This window comes from Bacillus sp. EB V-12 (assembly GCF_056158125.1).
Genome location: NZ_JBUXJL010000006.1, coordinates 20,502 through 42,308 on the forward strand (window position 1 = coordinate 20,502; position 21,807 = coordinate 42,308).

12 protein-coding genes are annotated in these 21,807 nt (G+C 37.0%); 4 read left to right on the forward strand and 8 right to left on the reverse strand.

Features of this window, described 5'->3' with window-relative positions; translation table 11 throughout:
• Positions 1–86 precede the first annotated feature (86 nt).
• Positions 87–1,811 (reverse strand): phospho-sugar mutase, encoded by a 1,725-nt coding sequence (locus ACZDYH_RS19065; RefSeq protein WP_166694947.1) that lies wholly within the window; start codon positions 1,809–1,811, stop codon positions 87–89.
• Positions 1,812–1,954: 143 nt separating this feature from the next.
• Between ACZDYH_RS19065 and cdaS the strand changes: the two genes are divergently transcribed.
• Complete coding sequence (cdaS, locus tag ACZDYH_RS19070) at positions 1,955–2,560, forward strand: sporulation-specific diadenylate cyclase CdaS (protein WP_000545252.1); 606 nt, start codon at positions 1,955–1,957, stop codon at positions 2,558–2,560.
• A 173-nt stretch (positions 2,561–2,733) separates the two neighbouring features.
• On the opposite strand, the gene pepA is transcribed toward cdaS, so the two are convergent.
• From pepA to ACZDYH_RS19095, 5 genes are all read right to left on the reverse strand, one after another.
• Positions 2,734–4,218 carry a cytosol aminopeptidase gene (gene pepA, locus ACZDYH_RS19075; protein WP_166694946.1) on the reverse strand — a complete coding sequence of 495 codons (1,485 nt, stop codon included), beginning with the start codon at positions 4,216–4,218 and terminating at the stop codon, positions 2,734–2,736.
• Between the two features lie 145 nt (positions 4,219–4,363).
• On the reverse strand, positions 4,364–4,990 hold the full coding sequence (locus ACZDYH_RS19080; protein ID WP_006922360.1) for a 3D domain-containing protein: 627 nt from the start codon (positions 4,988–4,990) through the stop codon (positions 4,364–4,366).
• An 86-nt stretch (positions 4,991–5,076) separates the two neighbouring features.
• Positions 5,077–5,394: a YuiB family protein gene (locus tag ACZDYH_RS19085; RefSeq protein ID WP_149149995.1), complete on the reverse strand. Its 318-nt coding sequence runs from the start codon at positions 5,392–5,394 to the stop codon at positions 5,077–5,079.
• Positions 5,391–5,897, reverse strand: a complete 507-nt coding sequence (locus ACZDYH_RS19090) for an NUDIX hydrolase (RefSeq protein WP_000415315.1) — start codon at positions 5,895–5,897, stop codon at positions 5,391–5,393. Before ACZDYH_RS19090 ends, ACZDYH_RS19085 begins: the two co-directional genes overlap by 4 nt.
• A gap of 120 nt (positions 5,898–6,017) precedes the next feature.
• Positions 6,018–7,226: an NAD(P)/FAD-dependent oxidoreductase gene (locus ACZDYH_RS19095; RefSeq protein ID WP_000856612.1), complete on the reverse strand. Its 1,209-nt coding sequence runs from the start codon at positions 7,224–7,226 to the stop codon at positions 6,018–6,020.
• Positions 7,227–7,687: 461 nt separating this feature from the next.
• Between ACZDYH_RS19095 and ACZDYH_RS19100 the strand changes: the two genes are divergently transcribed.
• Positions 7,688–8,677 carry an NAD(P)/FAD-dependent oxidoreductase gene (locus tag ACZDYH_RS19100; RefSeq protein WP_000829789.1) on the forward strand — a complete coding sequence of 330 codons (990 nt, stop codon included), beginning with the start codon at positions 7,688–7,690 and terminating at the stop codon, positions 8,675–8,677.
• 114 nt (positions 8,678–8,791) lie between these two features.
• Here the strand turns inward: ACZDYH_RS19100 and ACZDYH_RS19105 are convergent, their stop codons facing one another.
• Entirely contained in the window at positions 8,792–18,466 is a 9,675-nt protein-coding gene (locus tag ACZDYH_RS19105) for an isopeptide-forming domain-containing fimbrial protein (RefSeq protein WP_474886984.1), read from the reverse strand.
• Positions 18,467–18,914: 448 nt separating this feature from the next.
• Between ACZDYH_RS19105 and ACZDYH_RS19110 the strand changes: the two genes are divergently transcribed.
• Both ACZDYH_RS19110 and ACZDYH_RS19115 read left to right on the forward strand, forming a co-directional pair.
• Positions 18,915–19,394 carry a GyrI-like domain-containing protein gene (locus ACZDYH_RS19110; protein ID WP_000606648.1) on the forward strand — a complete coding sequence of 160 codons (480 nt, stop codon included), beginning with the start codon at positions 18,915–18,917 and terminating at the stop codon, positions 19,392–19,394.
• Between the two features lie 217 nt (positions 19,395–19,611).
• The gene (locus ACZDYH_RS19115; protein ID WP_048656031.1) at positions 19,612–20,859 is read left to right on the forward strand and encodes an MFS transporter; all 1,248 of its coding nucleotides are present in this window, start codon (positions 19,612–19,614) and stop codon (positions 20,857–20,859) included.
• Between the two features lie 17 nt (positions 20,860–20,876).
• On the opposite strand, the gene ACZDYH_RS19120 is transcribed toward ACZDYH_RS19115, so the two are convergent.
• The gene (locus ACZDYH_RS19120) at positions 20,877–21,758 is read right to left on the reverse strand and encodes a helix-turn-helix domain-containing protein (protein ID WP_088361681.1); all 882 of its coding nucleotides are present in this window, start codon (positions 21,756–21,758) and stop codon (positions 20,877–20,879) included.
• Positions 21,759–21,807 lie beyond the last annotated feature (49 nt).

Here is a 21,807-nt window from a genome sequence, read left to right on the forward strand (position 1 = left end):
TCGGAATCAATAGCAATTATTTCCTACATAAAACAAAAGGGAGATTTCGCTCCCTTTTGTTCCTTACTACTTAAAATTACTTTGTATTATAAACGATTCATAATGTCTTCTTTAATAGTAAGTAACTTTTGTTCACTATTTTGTAAAGAACTATCTTTTACACCAAAGTAAAACTTAATCTTCGGCTCAGTTCCAGATGGACGTAGGCAGAACCATGAACCATCCTCTAATTGATATTTTAACACATTTGATTTCGGTAAGTGAATCTCTTCTTTATGTCCATCTTGTAAAGATGTAACGATGCTTGCTTTATAGTCTTCCACTGCTACGACTGTTAAGCCCGCTACTTCTTTCGGAGGATTCTCACGGAACGTTGCCATCATCTCTTGGATTTTTTCCGCTCCATCTTTTCCTTTTAACGTTAACGATACAAGGTCTTCACGGAAGAAGCCGTATTTCTCAAATACTTCTAATAGACCGTCATATAACGTTTTCCCTTGTGATTTGTAGTATGCAGCTACTTCACATGCAAATAGGACAGATTGTACTGCATCTTTATCACGGCAGAATGGGCGGATTAAATAACCATAGCTTTCCTCATAACCGAATTGGAATTCATATTGTCCGCTTTCTTCATACTGCCTAATTTTCTCACCGATAAATTTAAATCCAGTTAACGTATCAACTGTATCTAAACCGTATGCTTTCGCAATTGTACGGCCAATCTCAGACGTTACGATTGTTTTTAATACGACACCGTTCTCCGGAAGCGTTCCGTTTTCTTTCTTTTGAGATAGTAAGTAATCAAGCATTAATGCACCTGTTTGGTTTCCTGTTAATACTTGGAACTCACCATTATGATTGCGCACCGCTACACCTAGACGATCTGCGTCAGGATCAGTTGCGATTAATACATCTGCGCCTACCTTTTCACCGTCACGAATGGCATACTCAAACGCTGCGTGCTCTTCTGGGTTCGGTGATTTTACTGTAGAGAAGTTTGGATCTGGTAACTCTTGCTCTTTTACAACTGTTACATCTGTAAATCCAACTTCTTTTAAACCACGGCGTACAGAAATATTTGATGTTCCGTGTAATGGTGTAAAGACGATTTTTAAGTCTTTACCAACCTTTTGCACCATTTCTTTATTAATGATGACATTGTTCAATTCTGCAGCATATGCATCATCTACTTCTTGTCCAATAATATGTAATAAACCGTCAGTTTTTAATTGCTCTACATCAGCGACTTCAACTGTTAATTCATCTTCTACTGCATTTACGTAGCTAATTAACTCATCTGCTTCTTTTGGAGGTAACTGTCCACCATCTTCACCATATACTTTGTATCCGTTATATTCAGGTGGATTATGGCTTGCCGTAAGAACGATTCCACTTACTGTATGTAAATGACGAACTGCGAAAGAAAGTACTGGCGTTGGACGTAAGCTTTCAAACACATATGTTGTGATACCGCGTGCCCCAAGTGTAGCAGCAACTTCCATTGCGAACTCAGGTGATTTATGACGAGAATCATAGGCTACAACAACACCGCGTTTTTTCGCTTCCTCACCTAATTTTTCAATAAAGCTTGCTAATCCTTTTGTTGCTTTACGAACTGTATATACGTTTAAACGGTTCGTACCAGCACCAAGTTCACCACGCATACCACCTGTGCCAAACTCTAGATTTTTATAAAAGCTATCCTCGATTTTCTTCTCATCTTGCTTCATATTTTCTAGCTGTTCTTTTAATTCTGCATCTAATTGTGCGTAAGAAAGCCAGCGACTAAATTCTTGTTTCCAATTCATTCTTCTCTCTCCTCTCGCTCGTCATACCTTTATTATATGAAAAAAACATGCTGTATCTCAATATTTTATAAAATCTAGTAGGATTTTACTAGGAATATTTGTATACACTATTGTTAAATACTCCACTAAAGGGAATGAGGATTATGCACGAATGGGGCTTGTCAGAAGAGCTCAAAATACAAACAAAGCAAATGATTGAAATTGCTGAAAAAGAACTATCGATTATGAGGAACGCAATCGATAAAGAAGACGAATGTATTTTATGCAAAATGGAAGATATTCATCATATGTTAGCAAATGTACAAACATTGGCAGCTACATACTACATTCAGGCATATTTATCACCTTATACGGAAAGTTCATCTTTTATTACGACAGCTATCCAACATTTAAGCGCCAGAAAACATGGTGCTCTTATCGTTGTGGAACGAAACGAGACGCTTGAAGCTCTCATTCAAACTGGAACGACATTAAACGCTCATTTAACTGCACCATTACTCGAATCAATATTTTATCCAGGTAACCCTCTTCATGACGGTGCCGTTCTCGTAAAAAATAATCATATTGTCTCAGCTGCTAATATTCTTCCTTTAACGAAAAGTACAGAAGTTGATCCTGAGCTAGGAACACGTCATAGAGCTGCAATTGGCTTATCAGAAAAGAGTGATGCACTTATATTAGTTGTCTCTGAAGAAACGGGCCGTACTTCTTTTGCTTTAAACGGGATTTTGTATACGATTTCTTTATAAAGTGAAACTTTAATCAGCCCTCACCAATCGGGCTTTTACCAACAACCCCACCTAACTGCTTTGCTTTCGCTGAATTTTGGGGTGCGAGTCTTACTACCCGGCAAATAGCGGGGTAAACAAACCTATAAAAAGAAGACTGTTCCAAAATATTGGAACAGTCTTCACTTATACTCTTATTCTTCTCCGAAGCGCTCCACAAGTGTTGCAAGTGTACGTACCATTGCACCAGTTGCTCCAGCTGGACCTAAGTCGTGCGCGCCTTTTGTTTCTGATGTTCCAGCGATATCTAAGTGTACCCACGGTGTATCTTCAGCGAATTCGCCTAAGAATGTACCTGCCATAACCGCATGTCCTTCACGGCCTGGTGAGTTATTTAAATCAGCAAACTTACTGTTTCGAACGCGTTCTTTATCACGATCAAAAATCGGTAGTTGCCAAATTGGCTCATCTGTTTCCATAGAAGCCTCTAGCACTTGCTCAAATAACTCTTCATTATTTGTCATTGCGCCTGTCGTATAGTTTCCAAGCGCAACAATTACACCGCCTGTTAATGTTGCAACATCAACAAGGTAGTTTGCACCAAGTTTTTTCGCATACGTGATACCGTCAGCTAAAGCTAGACGACCTTCTGCATCCGTATTTAATACTTCAATTGTTTTTCCGCTCATAGATGTAATTACATCGTCTGGCTTAAATGCCGTACCACTTACAACGTTATCAGTTGAAGGAATAACAGCGATCACATTTTGTTCTGGGCGAAGTTCACCGATAATTTCCATCGCACCTAATACAGCAGCTGCACCGCCCATATCACCTTTCATACCGACCATGCCTTCACGTGGTTTTAAAGAATAACCACCTGTATCGTATGTAATACCTTTTCCAACGAATCCAATGACATCTGTCCACTCTTCTTTTCCTTTATAAATAAGAGCAATCATTTTTGGTGGCTCTACACTACCTTGGTTTACTGCAAGTAACGCACCCATACCAAGATCTTCCATCTCTTCTTTCTCAAGAACTTTATAGTCCATATCATACTTCTCCGCTAATTCAACAGCATACTCAGCAAGCTTTGTCGCTGTTAATACGTTTGGCGGCATATTTACAAGTGTACGAGCTGAATTTGTTGCACTTCCATGTACGTAGCCAACTGTTAATGCGGCTTCAATTTCTTGTGCATCTTCCGCTGTAATAGCCGTGAACTTCTCTAACTCTACACGATCCTTTTTATCTGATTTATACGTTTGTAATTCATATGTACCAAGGCCTTGTACCTCTGCTGCAATATGAGCGACATCAATCGCGTCTAATTTCTCTGTTACGAAAGAATCAAGTAAGATTGCTGCATCTTGTACTTTTGCTGCTTGCAGTGTTTTAAATGCCTTACCAAGAGCCGCACGTAACGTTTCTGTCGTATAAAACTCTTTCTTGCCTAAACCAACAAAGTAATAACGTTTCACATTTGTTTTTCCTAAGCTATGTACTTTCGAAATGGCCTTTTTCTTCGTAGATAATTCTTTCTCTTCTAGTAAAACTTGTAATTGTCCTTCAAACGCTTTGTCCAGTTCTTGTACAAAACTACTCATTTTCTCTTCTTCAAATAAAGCGACAATTACTGCTTCGTGACCTGCTAATTCTTTTTGTACTTGAAACATGTTCAGACCCCCTAAATTTCTCTACCACCATTATAACTTTATTTTCGATAAAATGCGACAATTCTAACTACAGTTATATGACGTGTAAAATCCCCTCTATTATGAAATAAGCCAAGAAAAAAAGTCTAGCGTAATTACGACTAGACTATCTTTGTTTTAAATATTGACCACGAAACACTTGCATCGTTTCGTCTTGATTTAACATCGTTAACTCTTCTTCTGTAAACTTACCATTTCCTACTTTTACTACGTACACATTTACTTTTTTCTTACCCCATTGGCTATAAACATCTTTCACCGTATCATAATATAGATCAAGACGGTTTCCTTTTATTGCACCGCCCTTATCAGCTACTACACCATACCCATAACCTGGTACGAATAAAATTGTTCCAATTGGGAATACGCGTAAGTCCGCTGCGATTGTGGAATATAAATCCCTTTTCGCCTTAACACCTGAATATGTAATACCATACTCCGGATGTCCCGGCCTCTTACCAGTTGACTCGATTCCCGACGTATAACCTGTTGCAGTCATTTCAATTGAACGATATTTAGACCAGTCGTTTGCCTGCTCTAAAGCATTTATCACTTCTTTACTCGGAGCAACATTTCTCTTAACTTCTGCTGCATGTACTTCTTTTGCACTCGTTCCCTCATACTTCTTTACAATCTCTAATAAAGAAACTCCTGTGAAAGCATTCCATGTTACGCATAATGCAATTGCAAGTAAACAAGTCATCATAATGCGAATACAATATCGTTTTAACATTTTTATATTCCACACTCCTTCATCGTTAATCATTCCCTATACCATGAAGGAATATGCAAAAAAATAATCTCCAACTTAATTGGAGATTAAAACATTTGATATCCGCTTTTCCGAAGTTTCTTGATTACGACTCCTGCTAAAGCAGCCCCTACTAATCCAGTAGATAGAATAAATACGTCTGCTTGTCCTAAGTGCGATACACTTCTCCCAAATGAAGAAAATGTTTCTTTCGGTTTTGAAAAATAATCCCACATACTCGCTTTATTAATAATAAGCATACAAACAATCGGATACACAATAACCATTACCCAAGTAGCTCGCAAAATCATGTTGAGTAAAAATCCAATTCCAAAGAACAAAATAAAGAATAACATCATTGAAATAAGTAGTACCGGTATACTCACTCTTTTCCCCTCTCCTTCGCACGTGCCGTAAATACGTGATAAGCTGTATAACCAAATGGTTCGCCTGGATTTAATGTTTTGTCCACTTCAAGATGTAGTTCTGATCTTCCTTCTAACAAATATTTAATAAGCACAGACGTATTCGGATCGTCTACAATCTTATCCGGATGTAAGAACGCCACTTCAGACAATTCTTTCTCCTGTATAATAATATTTTCTCCTTCAGGCTCCAAAAGAAAAATAATCATATTATCACTAATCTCATTACGAATAACACCCGATCGAACACCAATGATCCCCTTCACATGAGCGACAATGCCTGTCTCTTCTAACACTTCGCGTTTCACAGCTTCATCAACCGTCTCACCTTCATTTACAAAACCAGCCGGTAAAGACCATTTCCCTTTTAATCCACTGTATTTCTTCTTAACAAATAGCCACCTACCATCTTTTGTAGCTACTAAACCACTAACAGCTAGCCATACCTTCCCTCGTTTCTCCATGATGTAATAACCTCCTCTTTCAGAACGGACAGAATATTCTTTCTTTTTATATTATACTATATTTTTAATATGAAAAAAGCAGAAACAGCTCTTAGCCGTTTCTGCTTTTTCTAATATATATTAAAAGAACTTTAATTTACCTTTTTTAAGAACTAATAAAGGTCCACCTAATAAGAATAGGTAACGGTTATCGATTACTTTCTTCATGAAGGAAGCTTTCCAACCTGTTAACTTTTTACCCATAACAACGCCCATTGCATCGTCATGACCTAAAGAACATACAGATCCTTTATTATCAAATGCGAATTTCTTCATTTCGCCTTTACCACGAACTAATACAGTTAAGTTGTGTGCAATATTGTAACCTTGTTGAATTGCGATTTGTGCTGTTGGTGGGTATGGACGGTTAATTTCTTCATTAATGATTAACGCTGCGTCACCAACCATGAATACATCTTCGTATCCTGGAGCATGCATGTACTCGTCAACTTTTACACGTCCGCGCATTGCTTCAAATCCAGACTCTTCCACAATACCGTTACCACGAACACCTGCAGCCCAAACTACTGTTTCAGACTTAATTAATTCAGTGTCATCGCCATTCGCAACGATAATACCTTCTTCAGTTGCTTCTTTAATTGCTGTACCGATGCGGAATTCTACACCTTTTTTCTCAAGTTGTTTTACAGCGTATTCTACTAACGCTGGATCGAAACCTGGAAGTGCTGTTGGAGCAGCTTCTACACAGATGATACGTGCTTTTTCACGTGGTACATTGTACTCTTTGCAAAGTTCAGGAACACGGTTTGCAAGCTCACCTACGTACTCGATACCAGTAAATCCAGCACCACCAACAACGATTGTTACTAACTCATCGCGTTGTTCAGTTGCATATTTAGAGAAACTAGCTTCCATATGCTCACGAATTTCACGAGTTGCATTAATGTTAGCGATTGAGAATGCATGCTCTTTTAATCCTGTAATTCCGAATGTTTCTGATTCGAAACCAAGACCAATTACTAAGTAGTCATACTCTAACTCGCCGTCTTTTAAGATAATGCGTTTTTCAGCAGCTTTAATTTCTACTACTGTGTCTTGTACAAAGTTCACTTTATTTGTATCAATAACGTCTTGAATATCTAGACAGATTTTTTCATCTTGTAATGTACCAGCTGCGCTCTCGTGTAACCAAGTCGCTTGGTAGTGATAGCTGTTGTTGTTTACTAGCGTAATTTCAGCTTCATTTACAGATAATGCTTTTTGCAGACGAACAGTCGTAATCATCCCGCCATAACCTGCACCTAAAACTACGATTTTTGGAGTCTTCACCAAATCACAACCCTTTTCTTTATATAATAGTAATGAAAAATAATACCAAGTACTAAAAACTCTATTTGTCAAGAATGTGGAATTTATCACATTCTATATCATAACAAAACGCAGTCAAAAAATCGTACGAATTTTGTCATAGAAATTTAACATAATACTTCCCTATATTAGTCGGTTTTATTCCAGAATTCAAGCGTCTGGAGAATTATCAATATTTTAAAATAACATAGCGTTTTCAAGGGTTTTTTAGCCTTTTTTTCATGTATTTTCCTTTCTGTATATTTTATACAATAAAAAAGAACCTATGCGAAAACTTACACACAATTCAGTCGTTTTCAGAAGTATTATGAACTCAAATATGCTATCATTTATTTGAAAGTATCATCATTTGCAGGATTTTCGTGTACATATGAACAATATATGAAATCAATATCAAAATTCCATCTATAGGGGGAATGAAAGTGGCAGAAAATCAAAAAGTTTACGACATAACAATTATTGGTGGTGGTCCAACGGGACTGTTCACAGCATTTTATGGCGGTATGAGACAAGCAAGTGTAAAAATCATTGAAAGCTTACCTCAACTTGGAGGACAATTATCCGCACTCTACCCTGAAAAATACATTTATGATGTAGCTGGATTCCCAAAAGTGCGCGCACAAGAATTAGTTGATAACTTAAAAGAGCAAATGAAGAAATTTGACCCAACCGTTTGTTTAGAAGAAGCTGTCGATACGCTTGAGAAACAAGCTGACGGTATATTTAAACTTGTTACGAATAAGCAAACTCACTATTCTAAATCAGTTATTATTACTGCTGGCAATGGTGCTTTCCAACCACGCCGCTTAGAATTAGAAGGTACAGCAAAGTATGAAAAGAAAAACTTACACTATTTCGTTGATGATATGAATAAATTTGCCGGTAAGCGCGTCGTAGTATTTGGCGGCGGCGATTCAGCTGTTGATTGGACAATGATGTTAGAACCAATTGCTGAAAAAGTTACAATCGTTCATCGCCGTGATAAATTCCGTGCGCATGAACATAGCGTAGAAAGCTTAATGAATTCTCGTGCAGAAGTAAGTACACCATACGTTCCAGTAGAACTCATTGGTGATGACAAAATTGAACAAGTCGTTCTTCAACATGTAAAAACGGAAGAAAAAGTTATCATCGATGTTGATGACGTAATTGTAAACTATGGCTTCGTTTCTTCTCTTGGCCCAATTAAAAACTGGGGCTTAGATATACAAAAAAATAGCATCCTTGTAAATTCAAAAATGGAAACAAATATTCCTGGCATTTACGCTGCTGGTGACATTTGTACATATGAAGGAAAAGTAAAACTCATTGCTTGCGGCTTCGGTGAAGCACCAACAGCAGTAAACAATGCAAAAGCTTACTTCGATCCAAATGCAAAACTTCAACCAATGCATAGCTCAAGCATGTTTTAATATGTAAAAATAAAAGCTCCTTCCATACGTGGAAGGAGCTTTTATTTTATATACCACGAAAGCACACTGAATTCGATAAACTATCGAACTCAGTGTGCTTTTCGTCTAAAAAAATTATTGTTTTCTTCTTCTACCTAATACGAATAATACTCCGCCAACTAAGAATGAAATTCCAGCACCAACTGACATCATCCATGGAGACGCTGCCCCTGTTTTCGGTAATTCTCTTTCTGTTTTTACTTGCGGCTCTTTAATTAATTTTTCCAATCTTACTTCTGGTTTCACTTCTGGCTCCTTCGGCTCTTTCGGATCCTCCGGTTTCACTTCTGGTTCCTTCGGTTCTTTCGGATCTTCCGGTTTCACTTCTGGCTCCTTCGGCTCTTTCGGATCCTCCGGTTTCACTTCTGGTTCTTTCGGATCTTTCGGATCCTCCGGTTTCACTTCTGGTTCCTTCGGTTCTTTCGGATCTTCCGGTTTCACTTCTGGCTCCTTCGGCTCTTTCGGATCTTCCGGTTTCACTTCTGGCTCCTTCGGTTCTTTCGGATCTTCCGGTTTCACTTCTGGCTCCTTCGGTTCTTTCGGATCTTCCGGTTTCACTTCTGGTTCTTTCGGATCTTCCGGTTTCACTTCTGGTTCTTTCGGATCCTCCGGTTTCACTTCTGGTTCTTTCGGATCCTCCGGTTTCACTTCTGGTTCTTTCGGATCTTCCGGTTTCACTTCTGGTTCTTCCGGTATCTTAAAATCTTCTTTTGTTTTCGGTAAAATTGTAACTGTAGGCTCAAGTGGCGGATTTATTCCATCATCCACTACCGCTCTATTTGTTATCCCTTTACTTGGTGCTTCTTTTACCTTCGCTTTAAAAATAATACTACGTTCTTTCATATCCGCAATGTCTAGATATTTCGCGATTACTTTTCCAAACTCCATTTTTAACTCTACTGGATTTGGCTCAGCACCTTCAAATCTAAGACTATCTTGCACGTATTCTAAACCGGCTGGAATTTCATCTTCTATTGTAACTACATCTAGTTTTCCGTTTTCCACCGTATTTTTGAAGCTAATTCGGTATTCTACTTCTTCTCCTAGCTTTGGCTCTTTATTACTTACTGTCTTCGCTGCTGTTAACTTACCATCTTTATATTCTGGCTTTATTTTCGCTGTCGGTTCTATAACTGGATGTTTCGGATCATCCACTTCAATAATCGCTTTATTTGTTATTTCTCCTCCAACTTTTGCTGTTTCTTTTACCTTTACTTTAAAGATGACACTTCTTTCTTTCGTATCCGTAATTTCTGGATACTTCACTGTTACTTTTCCATTCTCTACTTTAAGCTCTATTGGTGCAGGTTTATCACCTACAGCCTCCAAACTATCTGTCACATATTCTAAACCGGCTGGAATTTCATCTTCAATTTTCACATCAACTAACTTCCCGCCATCTACTGTGCCGTTAAAAGTAATTCGATATTCAATTTCTTCCCCTAGCTTTGGTTCATGATTACTTACTTCTTTTCTTGCCTCTAGTTTCCCACCTTTATATTGCGGTGTGATTGGTATAAGTGGCTCAACTGGCGGAGTCGTCGGATTATTATCATCCACAACCGCCTTGTTTACAATCTCTTTTCCTACTTGTACCGTCTCTTGTACTCTCACTTTAAAGATGATACTTCTTTTTTTCGTATCCGTAATTTCTGGATACTTTGCTGTTACTTTTCCATTCTCTACTTTAAGTTCCACTGGATATGGTTCCGGCCCATCAGATTTTATACTATCTTGTACGTATTCTAAACCGGCTGGAATTTCATCTTCTACCTTTACCTCAGTTAGTTTTCCATTCTCTACCGTATTTTCAAAGCTAATTCGATATTCTACTTCTTCTCCTAACTTTGGTTCATGATTACTTACTGTTTTTTCTGCTTGTAATGCACCATCTTTATATTGAGGCTGAATAGAGATATTCGGTTGCTCTGGTGGATTTATTGTATCTTCCACAATCGCCTTGTTCACAATCTCTTCGCCTACTTTAGCTTTTTCTTTCACTTTCACTTTAAAGACGATACTTCTTTCTTTCGTATCCGTAATTTCTGGATATTCCGCAAGAACGATTCCGTTTTTCACTTTCATATACAACGGTTTCGGATTCTCTCCCTCGGCTCTTTCACTACCTTCTACAAACTCTAAGCCCGTTGGTAATTCATCCTTAATCTTTACCTTCGCTACTTTTCCATGCTCTACTACGTTACGGAAAGTAATTCGATACTCTACTTCTTCTCCCAATTTTGGAGCTGGATTATTTACTGTTTTCTCAGCTTTTAGTTTTCCGTCCTTATACTCCGGCGTAATAATCGCTTCTGGTTTTTGCGGAGGATTCTTCGGATTGTCATCATCCACAATTGCCGTATTCACGATTTTCTTACCGACTTTTGCTACTTCCGTTACTTTCACTTTAAAGCTAATACTACGCTCAGCTGTATCAGTAATATTTTCATACTTCGCTATAATTTTCCCAGCTTCTTCTTTTAACTCTACTGGCGCTGGCTCATTACCTTCTGATTTTAAACTACCCTTCACATACTCTAAACCAGTTGGTAATTGATCCTCAATTTTCACTTCTGCTAGTTTTCCGTTTTCTACCGTATTTTTAAAACTAATTCGGTACTCTACTTCTTCTCCTAGCTTTGGATCTTTTTTATTTACCTTTTTATCAGCTTTAACTTTACCGTCTTTATGCTGCGGGGTAATTTCTACTTCTGGTCGCTCTGGTGGATTTTTTGTATCATCAACAATTGCTTTATTTACAATTGCTTTGTCCACTTCAACAGAATCTTTCACCTTCACTTTAAAGATAATGCTTCTTTCTTTCAAGTCAGTGATATTTTCATACTTCGCACTAACCTTACCAGCTTCTTCTTTCAACTCTACTGGTGCTGGCTTATCACCTTCTGCTTTTAGACTATCTTTCACATACTCTAAACCAGACGGAATTTCATCCTCAATTTTCACCTCTGCCAGTTTTCCATCTTTCACCGTATTATTAAATGAAATTCGGTATTCGATTTCTTCCCCTAGCTTCGGTTTATCATTATTCACCTTTTTATGAGCAGCAATTTTACCGTCTTTATATTGCGGTGTAATTTTTGCTGTCGGATCAATTACTGGATGGTTCGGATCATCCACATGAATAATCGCTTTATTTGTAATGTCCTTCCCTATTGTAACTGAATCTTTCACCTTTACTTTAAAGACAATACTTCTTTCTTTCGTATCCATAATCTCTGAATACTTTGCCATTACCTTGCCATTTTCAAATTCCAATTCCACTGGTTTTGGCTCGTCACCTTCAGCCTTTTCGCTTCCTTCTACAAACTGTAATCCAGCTGGAATTTTATCTTCTATTTTTACCTCTGCTAGTTTTCCATCTTTCACCGTATTATTAAAAATAATTCGATATTCGATTTCCTCACCTAACTTCGGTTCATGATTACTTACTTCTTTTCTTGCCTCAATTTTTCCATCTTTATATTGCGGTGTAATCGGTACATAAGGCTCTTCTGGTACATTCTTTGTATCATCCACAATCGCCTCATTTACGATTTCTTCACCCACTTTTGCGCTTTCTTTTACCTTCGCTTTAAAGACAATACTTCTTTCCTCTGTATCTGTAATTTTTGGATACTTTGCCATTACCTTATTATTTTTCACCTGTAGCTCTACTGGTTTCGGTTTAGAACCTTCTGCTGTGATGCTACCTTCTACATACTCTAAACCATTTGGTAATGTATCCTTTATATTTACCTCTACTAGTTTTCCGTTTTCTACCGTGTTTTTAAAACTAATTCGGTATTCTACTTCTTCTCCTAATTTCGGTTTTTTATTGTTTACAAATTTCTCTGCTTTAAGCTTACCGTCTTTATATTCTGGCGTAATTGTTACTTCTGAAGTTGTTGGATCTTTTGTATCATTAACAACTACTTTATTGACAATGCCTTCACCAACCTTAAATTCTTCTTTTACTTTCGCTTTAAAGACGATACTTCTTTCTTCTGTATCCATAATTTCTGGATATTTTGCGATTACTTTTCCATCTTTCACTTTCAGTTCTACCGGATCTGGCTTAGAACCTTCTGCTCGTAAACTATCTTTCACATACTCTAATCCATTTGGTAAATCATCTTTTATTGTTACCTCTGCTAGCTTTCCGTTTTCTACCGTATTTTTAAAGCTAATTCGGTATTCCACTTCTTCTCCTAACTTCGGTGTTTCATTATTTACCGTTTTCTTCGCTTCCACTTTTCCGTCTTTATGCTGTGGAGTAATTTCTGCCGTCGGTGTTTCTGGCTCATTTTTCGTATCATCAATAATTGCTTTATTGACGATTTTTTTACCGACTTTCACTTCATCTTTTACTTTCACTTTAAAAGTGATACTTCTTTCTTCTGTATCCGTAATCTCTGGATACTTCGCCATTACCTTACCATTTTCAAATTTCAATTCTACTGGATCCGGCTTAGAACCTTCTGCTTGCACACTGTTTTCTACGTACTCTAAACCTTCGGGTAAAGTATCTTCTATTTTCACCTCTGCTAGTTTTCCGTCTTCTACCGTGTTTTTAAAACTAATTCGGTATTCTACTTCTTCTCCTAACTTCGGCGTTTCATTATTTACCGTCTTCTTCGCTTTCACTTTTCCGTCTTTATGTTGCGGAATAATTTCTGCTGTCGGTGTTTCTGGCGGATGTTTCGTATCGCTCACAATCGCTTCATTAACAATTGAATCGCTCACTTTACCTTTTACTTTCACTTTAAAGGTAATACTTCTCTCTTTTGTATCTGTAATCTCAGGATACTTTGCCATTACCTTACCGTTTTCAAATTTCAATTCCACTGGATCTGGCTTAGAACCTTCTACTTTTACACTATCTTTCACATACTCTAATCCATTTGGTAAATCATCTTCTATCTTTACCTCTGTTAGCTTTCCATGTTCTACCGTATTTTTAAAGCTGATTCGGTATTCCACTTCTTCTCCTAACTTCGGCGTTTCATTATTTACCATCTTTTTCGCTTCAAGTTTTCCATCTTTATACTGAGGAATAATTTCCGCAGTCGGATTAACTGGCTTATTTTGCGAATCATCAATAGTTGCTTTATTAATGATTTTTTTACCGACTTTTACTTCTTCTTTTACTTTCACTTTAAAAACGATACTTCTTTCTTCTGTATCCGTAATTTCTGGATATTTTGCCATTACTTTACCGTTTTCAAATTTCAGCTCTACTGAATCTATTCCGGCACCTTCTGCTTTCAAACTATTTTCTACATACTCTAAACCTTCTGGTAAAGTATCCTCTATTATCACGTCTGTTAGCTTTCCGTACTTAACCGTGTTTTTCATACTAATTCGGTATTCTACTTCTTCTCCTAACTTCGGTGTTTCATTATTTACAATTTTCTTCGCTTTAATTTTTCCATCTTTGTGTAATGGTGTAATTTTCGCTTCTGGTTCTTTCGGATCTTTCATATCATCCACAATTGCCTTATTGATGATTTCCTTACCTACTTCCGCTTCTTCCTTCACCTTTACCTTAAAGACAATACTTCTTTCTTTCATATCCGTAATATTTTCGTATTCAGCAGTGACTTTTCCATCTTTCACACTTAACTTTAATGGAGCTGGTTTATCACCTTCAGCCTTTTCACTGCCTTTTACATACTCTAAACCGTTAGGAATTGTATCCTCTATTATTACCTTTTCTAGTTTTCCGTTTTCTACCGTGTTCTTAAAGCTAATTCGGTATTCTACTTCTTCTCCTAGTTTTGGTGATGGATTATCTACTGTCTTCTTCGAATCAATTATTCCATCCTTATGTTGCGGAGTAATTCTTTCCTCCGGCTCAATCGGTGGATTTCTCGTATCATCAACAATTGCTTTATTGACAATCTCTTTATCTACTTTTGCTTCTTCCTTCACCTTTACTTTAAAGACGATACTTCTTTCTTTCATATCCATAATATCGATATACTTAGCTTTGACTATCCCATTTTCAACAGCTAATTCTACTGGTCCAGGTGCTTCTCCTTCGGCCTTGATGCTATTTTCTACATATTCAAGACCTTTTGGAATTGTATCTTCCACTCGCACCTCTTCAAGTTTTCCGTTCTCAACCGTATTATGAAAACTAATGCGGTACTCGATTTCTTCGCCTAACTTTGGCTTCTTAGTATTAACTACCTTTGTAGCAGCAATTTCACCTTTTTTACTTTGCGGTGTAATAACAACCTTTGATTCAACAGGCTCATTTTTCGGATCTTTTGCAATTGCTTTATTTACGATTGCTTCCCCTACTTTTGCCGAATCTTTTACTTTCACTTTAAAAACAATACTTCTTTTTTCTGTATCCGTAATTTCTGGATACTTTGCCATTACTTTTCCGTCTTCCACTTTTAGTTCTACTGGCTCTGGTTTTATACCTTCAGCTTTCAAACTATCTTTCACGTATTCAACATCTTTAGGTAGTGTATCTTCTACTAGCACCTTTTCTAGTTTTCCGTTTTCTATCGTATTATGAAATGTAATGCGGTATTCCACTTCTTCTCCTAGTTTTGGTGTTTGATTCGTTACGCTTTTTTCTACATCCACTTTACCGTATTTATAATCCGGCGTAATCTTTTCTTCTGGATGCTCAGTTTGTCCATTTGACTCACTCACAACCGCTTTATTAACAATCGTTTCTCCCGCTTTTGCCTCTTCTTTTACTTTCACTTTAAAGGCAATGCTTCGCTCTTTTGTATCCGTAATCTCTGGATATTTTGCGATTATCTTACCATTTTCTACTTTTAACTCTACTGGATTTGGTTCGGCACCTTCAGCTCTCTCACTGCCTTGAACAAATTCTAAGTTAGCTGGAATTTCATCTTCTATTGTAACTGCATCTAGTTTTCCGTTTTCCACCGTATTTTGGAAGCTAATTTGATATTCAACTTCTTCTCCTAGCTTCGGCTTCTTATTTGTTGCTTTTTTCTTTGCAGCAATTTTACCGGCCTTATGCTGTGGTGTAATCTTCTCTTCTAGATTCTTTGGTGGATTTGTTTTATCTCTAACGGTTGCTTTATTAACAATTTCTTCACCAATTTTTGCAGTTTCTTTTACTTTTGTTTTAAAGACGATACTTCTTTCTTCCATATCCATAATTTCTGGATATTTTGCAATTACTTTTCCATTTTCAAACTTCAGCTCTACTGGCTCTGGTTTTGCACCTTCTGCTTTCAAACTATCTTTCACGTATTCAAGATTGCTTGGTAATTCATCTTCAATCATCAATACATCTAGACGTCCATCTTTTGTCTTATTTTTAAATGTAATACGATACTCTACCTCATCACCTAACTTCGGTGTTTTATTAGATGCTATTTTTTTAGCTTCTATTTCTCCAGGGATCTCTTTTGGAGTCGTAACCGTAATATATGCATCGTCCTCAGTTTCATACTTTATCTCGGCACTATCTTGTCCCTTTACAACAACGATATTTTTTACTGTTGTATCTGATTGTACAGAATCTTTCACTTTTACTTTGAATGTAATAACGGTACTTTCACCCGGCTTTAAAACACCGCCGTCTTTAGCATTAGCACCTTCACCAACACGGAAATCAATTTGATTATTTACAAACTCCGCTTCATCATCGCTTGCATCATCTGTTTTATTTCCTTTATTACTTCCAGAAATATATTGTATAGATCCCGGAACATACTCTAAACGTTCATCTAATTTATCAAAACCTTTTACATTCGATATCGGTGCTTGGTTATTTTTCGTATCATTTTTCACTTCAATTTGATACGTAAACTCTTCACCAGCTTTAATTTCCTTAACTTCTTTACCGGTACTATCTAATGCCTTTTTATCAACTTGTAAGTTTGGAGCATTATGCTCTGTAACGAATGTGGCGTTATTTAATACGTAAATATCACCGCCACCACCATATGCTCTAAAACGCATTTTTCCTTCTTTCAAATCATTCTTTACTTGAGTCGGTCCTTCAAGGTGATACGTATGAATGTCAGTACTGAATGAATTTGTCCAATCCGGTTTATATCCTGGATATTTTTTCGTAACAAACTCGTTAGTACCATCCACTTGCACTTCTGTCATAGATGAATCATTAACATCATTTTTTTTACCGTTAATGTTTTCTAAATCTTTATAACCGAATCCAAAATCATACTGCCCAAAATCATAGGCATATATATCATTTTCAGCAGGATCTCCTTGTGACGAGAAATAACTAAATTTCGCCTTAAAAGCCCCTTCTTTTGGCGTATTTATTTTATTAATACCAATAGTTGTCCAGGCTGCACTTTTTTGAGCAACTAACCCTTCCCAAATCTTCATATCTTTTACGGTTTCTTTATGGTTTTCATACACTAATATAAGATTCCAGTTGCCCCAGTAGTAACCACTGCCTTTTTCAAATTTAATTTGTGGCACATTCGCAACTGTCACCGTTTGAGAAATACCTTGCTTTGCAATTACATTTGTTACGTCAGCATATGCAACATAACCGGCACCAGCACCCGAGTAATTTGAAATATACGGTAAATAATCCGCTTTTCGTATACTATCAGCACTTACTTCAGCGTATCCTTTATTCCCCATTTTCATTTTAACGGGCTCTCTTACCTCTGCATCGCTAACTCTATACTCTTTAGATGGATAAGTTGGCGTTCCCATAGCTGCTGTCCAAAATAAATACGCCTTTTTCACTTTACTTCCAGCAGGAATGTTAGGAAAAGCTCCTGTTGACGAATTAAAAGTACTATCATCGTTATCAACGTCCACAGTCATTTTATTCGTCTTATACCCCAGACTTTGTCTGCCATAATGATCGGTCGTCAAACCAAGTGTTACATTACCAGTCTGTACTAAATTACCAGCAGTAATTGTAGAATACAGTGGATCTCCAAATCCTTGCTTATCCCCTGTTTGCATTTGAACCTTCGAAGCATTCTCTGATGCAGCTTGTACTTTTGCATCGCTCTGATTTTCCGCTTCTTTTTCTAGTTTCTCAGCTTCGGTTACTGGTTGTTTTGGTGGTTCTGTTTTTGATGTAGGGTTATTTTTATCTTCTACAGATACTTTTAGCTTTTCATCAACTTTTTTAATTGTATTATTAGCTGATGGGCCAACTTCTTTCTTACTACTGTCAGCCTCCTCATCGGCATTAGCTGCTACCTTTTCTTCAGAAGGGATTCCCTCAACATCTACAGACATGTTCCCTATTTGTAGTTGATCCTTTTGCACACTAATTTTTTGCTTATACTCATTATTAAAATGTTGTGCACGACGAGCTTTTATTAACACAGTCATTTTTTCATGTGATTTTAAATCTTTAATTTTAAGATTAGAAGAAAGAACCTTTCCTCCCTTATCTTTTTCCTCTACATAGAAATCCGCTACCTTATTTTCAGGTAACTTCTCTCCGTTTACTTTCACAGATTGCGAAGGGAACGTAATTTCATTTTCATTATTTTGTTTAAGCACCAATTCTTGAATTGGTGTAGCTCCCGTATTTTCAATCGTATATTGAAATACGTGCTCCCTCTCTGCTACTTCTCCCTTATATATTTCAGCATTTACTTGCTCTGCCTTAATTTTCACATCATTTCCTTGTAGCTCATCCCAGCTTTTTTTATTTATCTCTGTAGCAAAAGCACTGGGTGAAGGCAATATGATGGATAGGAGAAGTGTGATCATCGTTACGACATTAAAACACTTCAATACTTGCTTCATATTTTCTACCTTTCTCCTTTCTATATACTTGCTATCCGTCTACTTAATTTCGTAGCCGTATACATAGCAATATATATCCACTCGCAACAATCCGACCTACGAAAATGTATCGTTGAAATCCCAATGTCAACAATATAAATCTCATAGAATATTACTATTTTAATTTATCAAAAATAGCATATATATATCGGACACTTATACAAACCTTCACCATTTTTTAACATAGTAAAAAATGCCCTATTGTATAGGTTTATATAACAGTTTAAGGATACATAAAAAGCTTAACATATCTCTTAATCTATTCATACATACAATAGAAATTTTACCATTTTTAGTCATTTCAGTTTGTTATTTATGATTAAAATTTTCAAAAAACAATAACCGTTACATGTAAAAATATGTTATATTATCAAGGAACGTATGTTCTTATTTTAAAGGAGGAATTTTCATGATTAACGAGCCCATTATAATGAAAAAAGAAGCTTTCCAAGCAATCGGCGTTTCAGTTACGACGACTAACGAAAGAGAGGCATCTACTAAAGGAAAAATCCCCGAGCTTTGGAACCGCTACTTCCAAGAACAAATGATGCATCACATCCCAAACCAAAAAACGAAAGCAACATTTGCTTTCTACTCAAACTACGAATCAGATGAAACTGGTACATATACATTCACAATCGGTACGCCCGTTTCTTCATTAGAAGACGTTCCTGAAAATATGACAACTTTAACAATACCTGCTGCTACATATGCGGTATTTACAACGAGAAAGGGACCAGTTGCTGAAGTCGTTTGCGAAGCTTGGGAATACATTTGGCAATGGTCGAAAGAAAATAAACGTGCCTTCACAACAGACTTTGAGCTTTACGATGAAAGAGCATTAGACCCAAATCATGCACAATTGGATATTTATATTGCGTTAGCCTAAAAAAAGATGCCCATTCGGCATCTTTTTTTGTCGTTAAATAGCTACTGGGCAAATTCATTATTATTGTCTACAATGAGAAAGTGCAGTATAGAAATATTAGAAACTGTATAAAGTGAAACTATAATCAGTGGGGGCATCTCCCATTAAGTATTAGCCCTCACCAATCGGGCGTTTACTGGTTTTTTAGTTTAAATTTGTCACATAGAAAGGAAGCAATATGGAGGAACTACAACAAAATAAAACTGCTTTAGAAGGAAGCGGAAAACCGTTATTAAAAAATACGAATTTCCTTTTTCTTTGGGCAGCTACTCTTTTTTCAAGCTTTGCTTTAGCCTTTTTTACTTTTTCACAAACGTGGTACATAGCAAAAACATTAAACCTTGAAGCTTCACTCGGTGTTGTTTTCGTAGCCCTTAGTGTTCCAAGGCTTATTTTTATGATTGTCGGCGGCGCTGTAGCTGATAAATTCCCGAAAAAAAATATTATGTTTTACTCCAATATCATTCGAGCGATTCTTGTCGCAACCATTCTCACATGGTTTATCGTTGGTGATGTAACGCTATATACATTTGCTTTATTCGCTTTATTCTTTGGACTTGCTGATGCTTTCTTCTGGTCAGCAGATGGATCTATCTTACCGGAATTGGTAGAAAAAAGCCGGTTAACACAAGCGAATTCACTTACACAAATGACGAACCAAGCATCGGTCATCTTAGGCCCTGTACTTGGCGGAATTCTCATTAAATTTACGAACTACGAGACAATATTTTCCATTACGATTTTATTACTGATTGTCGCTGCCATACTCGTTCAAAAAATACAATTTACGATGCCAGAACAAAAAGATACAGATAAAGGTATGTTCACTTCCATTAAAGAAGGAATCTTATATGTAAAGGAATCGCCATTCCTTTCAACTTTCCTTATTTGTAGCGCTTTTTTAAACTTATTTTTAATCGGTCCGATGCAAGTTGGTTTCCCGCTTTTTGTTAAAAACGTGCTGCATGGTGATTCGCTCCAGTTTAGTTACTTAGAAGCATCTGTAGGCGGCGGAATGGCAATCGGTGCTGTCATTGTCGGTTTAAAAAATATTAATCGTAGACGCGGTCTATTTTGTATTATCATGATGCTACTGTCTGGTGTATTCTTCTTATCCATCAACTTTAGCACCGTACTTTGGCAAGCATTATTAGCCGGCATGTTTTATGGTATTACAATCGCAATGGCTATCGTTCCGCTTATGGCGATGATTCAATCGACAGTAAAAGAGGAAATGATGGGACGCGTAATGAGCTTACTTATGCTATCATCAATGGGCTTTATCCCGCTCTCTTATGCATTCACATCCATTGCACTTGCAATAGGAATTCCAATCGTAACCGTTATGAAAAGTGGTGCAATAGCTGTTATCGTCTTCGTACTATTTGTAGCGATTCGTGTTCCAGTTGTAAGAAAGTTCGACTAGCTACTTGGAGTCATGTATTATACGCATGGCTCTTTTTTAAATGGATCAAATAACGCTATCCCCTTACTTCTTCTCACAGCTGCTCCCCATTCTAATCCAATCTCTAAAAATAAATCTCGCACTGTACTGTATAAAAGTGCCCCAATGTCTTTACGAATTTCCCCATATTTATATGCTCTTACAACACTTTTCACACGCCAAATTAAATTTCCATACACTTCTTCGTCAGCTAATATTTGCTCTAGTAAAACACCTTGTTCTAGTAACCCGCTCTTTTTATATGCAAGCTCGACCTTACTCCAAAATATATTAATTTTCTTCGGATTACTCGTCATCGGCACCAGTGCGTATATAAAAGGCTTTGGTATATCGTGACGGCAATACGTCTCATCAAGCTCGTACGTTTCTTTTCTATTCTCTTTTATTTGTGGAATGTTTTTAGAAAGAATTGTTTCACCCTCATTTTTTTGCACATTTTTACTACAGCCAGATGCACGATCCTCACTTTCACATGCGGACATTTTCATACGGTCATCCATGCGGTCAATTGCAGATGTAAGAAATACATATAAGTTCGCACTATATCCGCCGCGCCTATGTCTTTCTTTTGTCGCAACACGCTTTATAATTCCTAGTTCCTCTAACTTTGCAATAGAGCGGCGTACTGTACGAATACTCTTTCCAACATTTGTAGCAATCGTCTCCATTAATGGACAAGCAACCCCCACTGTTTTCTGTTTCTCATTCACTGCATACTTTCCTAAAAAATGAATAATGGTAGCATCCGTTTTATTTAATTGAAATCGATAATGTTTCAAAACTTGTTTTTGATATGTATTAAACTCTTCTTTACTTTGAAATTCACTATATGGTTTCATTAAATTATATAAGCTTCCCATTTTTATCACCTCACTTATAAATAAGAGGCAGGAAGAAAAATTGGCGTGA

What these genes read in the sequence shown, in the direction of transcription:
- ACZDYH_RS19065 (WP_166694947.1), bottom strand. Translation starts at nt 1,811, where the DNA reads ATGAATTGGAAACAAGAATTTAGTCGCTGGCTTTCTTACGCACAATTA.
- cdaS (WP_000545252.1), top strand. Translation starts at nt 1,955, where the DNA reads ATGCACGAATGGGGCTTGTCAGAAGAGCTCAAAATACAAACAAAGCAA.
- pepA (WP_166694946.1), bottom strand. Translation starts at nt 4,218, where the DNA reads ATGTTTCAAGTACAAAAAGAATTAGCAGGTCACGAAGCAGTAATTGTC.
- ACZDYH_RS19080 (WP_006922360.1), bottom strand. Translation starts at nt 4,990, where the DNA reads ATGTTAAAACGATATTGTATTCGCATTATGATGACTTGTTTACTTGCA.
- ACZDYH_RS19090 (WP_000415315.1), bottom strand. Translation starts at nt 5,897, where the DNA reads ATGGAGAAACGAGGGAAGGTATGGCTAGCTGTTAGTGGTTTAGTAGCT.
- ACZDYH_RS19105 (WP_474886984.1), bottom strand. Translation starts at nt 18,466, where the DNA reads ATGAAGCAAGTATTGAAGTGTTTTAATGTCGTAACGATGATCACACTT.
- ACZDYH_RS19110 (WP_000606648.1), top strand. Translation starts at nt 18,915, where the DNA reads ATGATTAACGAGCCCATTATAATGAAAAAAGAAGCTTTCCAAGCAATC.
- ACZDYH_RS19115 (WP_048656031.1), top strand. Translation starts at nt 19,612, where the DNA reads ATGGAGGAACTACAACAAAATAAAACTGCTTTAGAAGGAAGCGGAAAA.
- ACZDYH_RS19120 (WP_088361681.1), bottom strand. Translation starts at nt 21,758, where the DNA reads ATGGGAAGCTTATATAATTTAATGAAACCATATAGTGAATTTCAAAGT.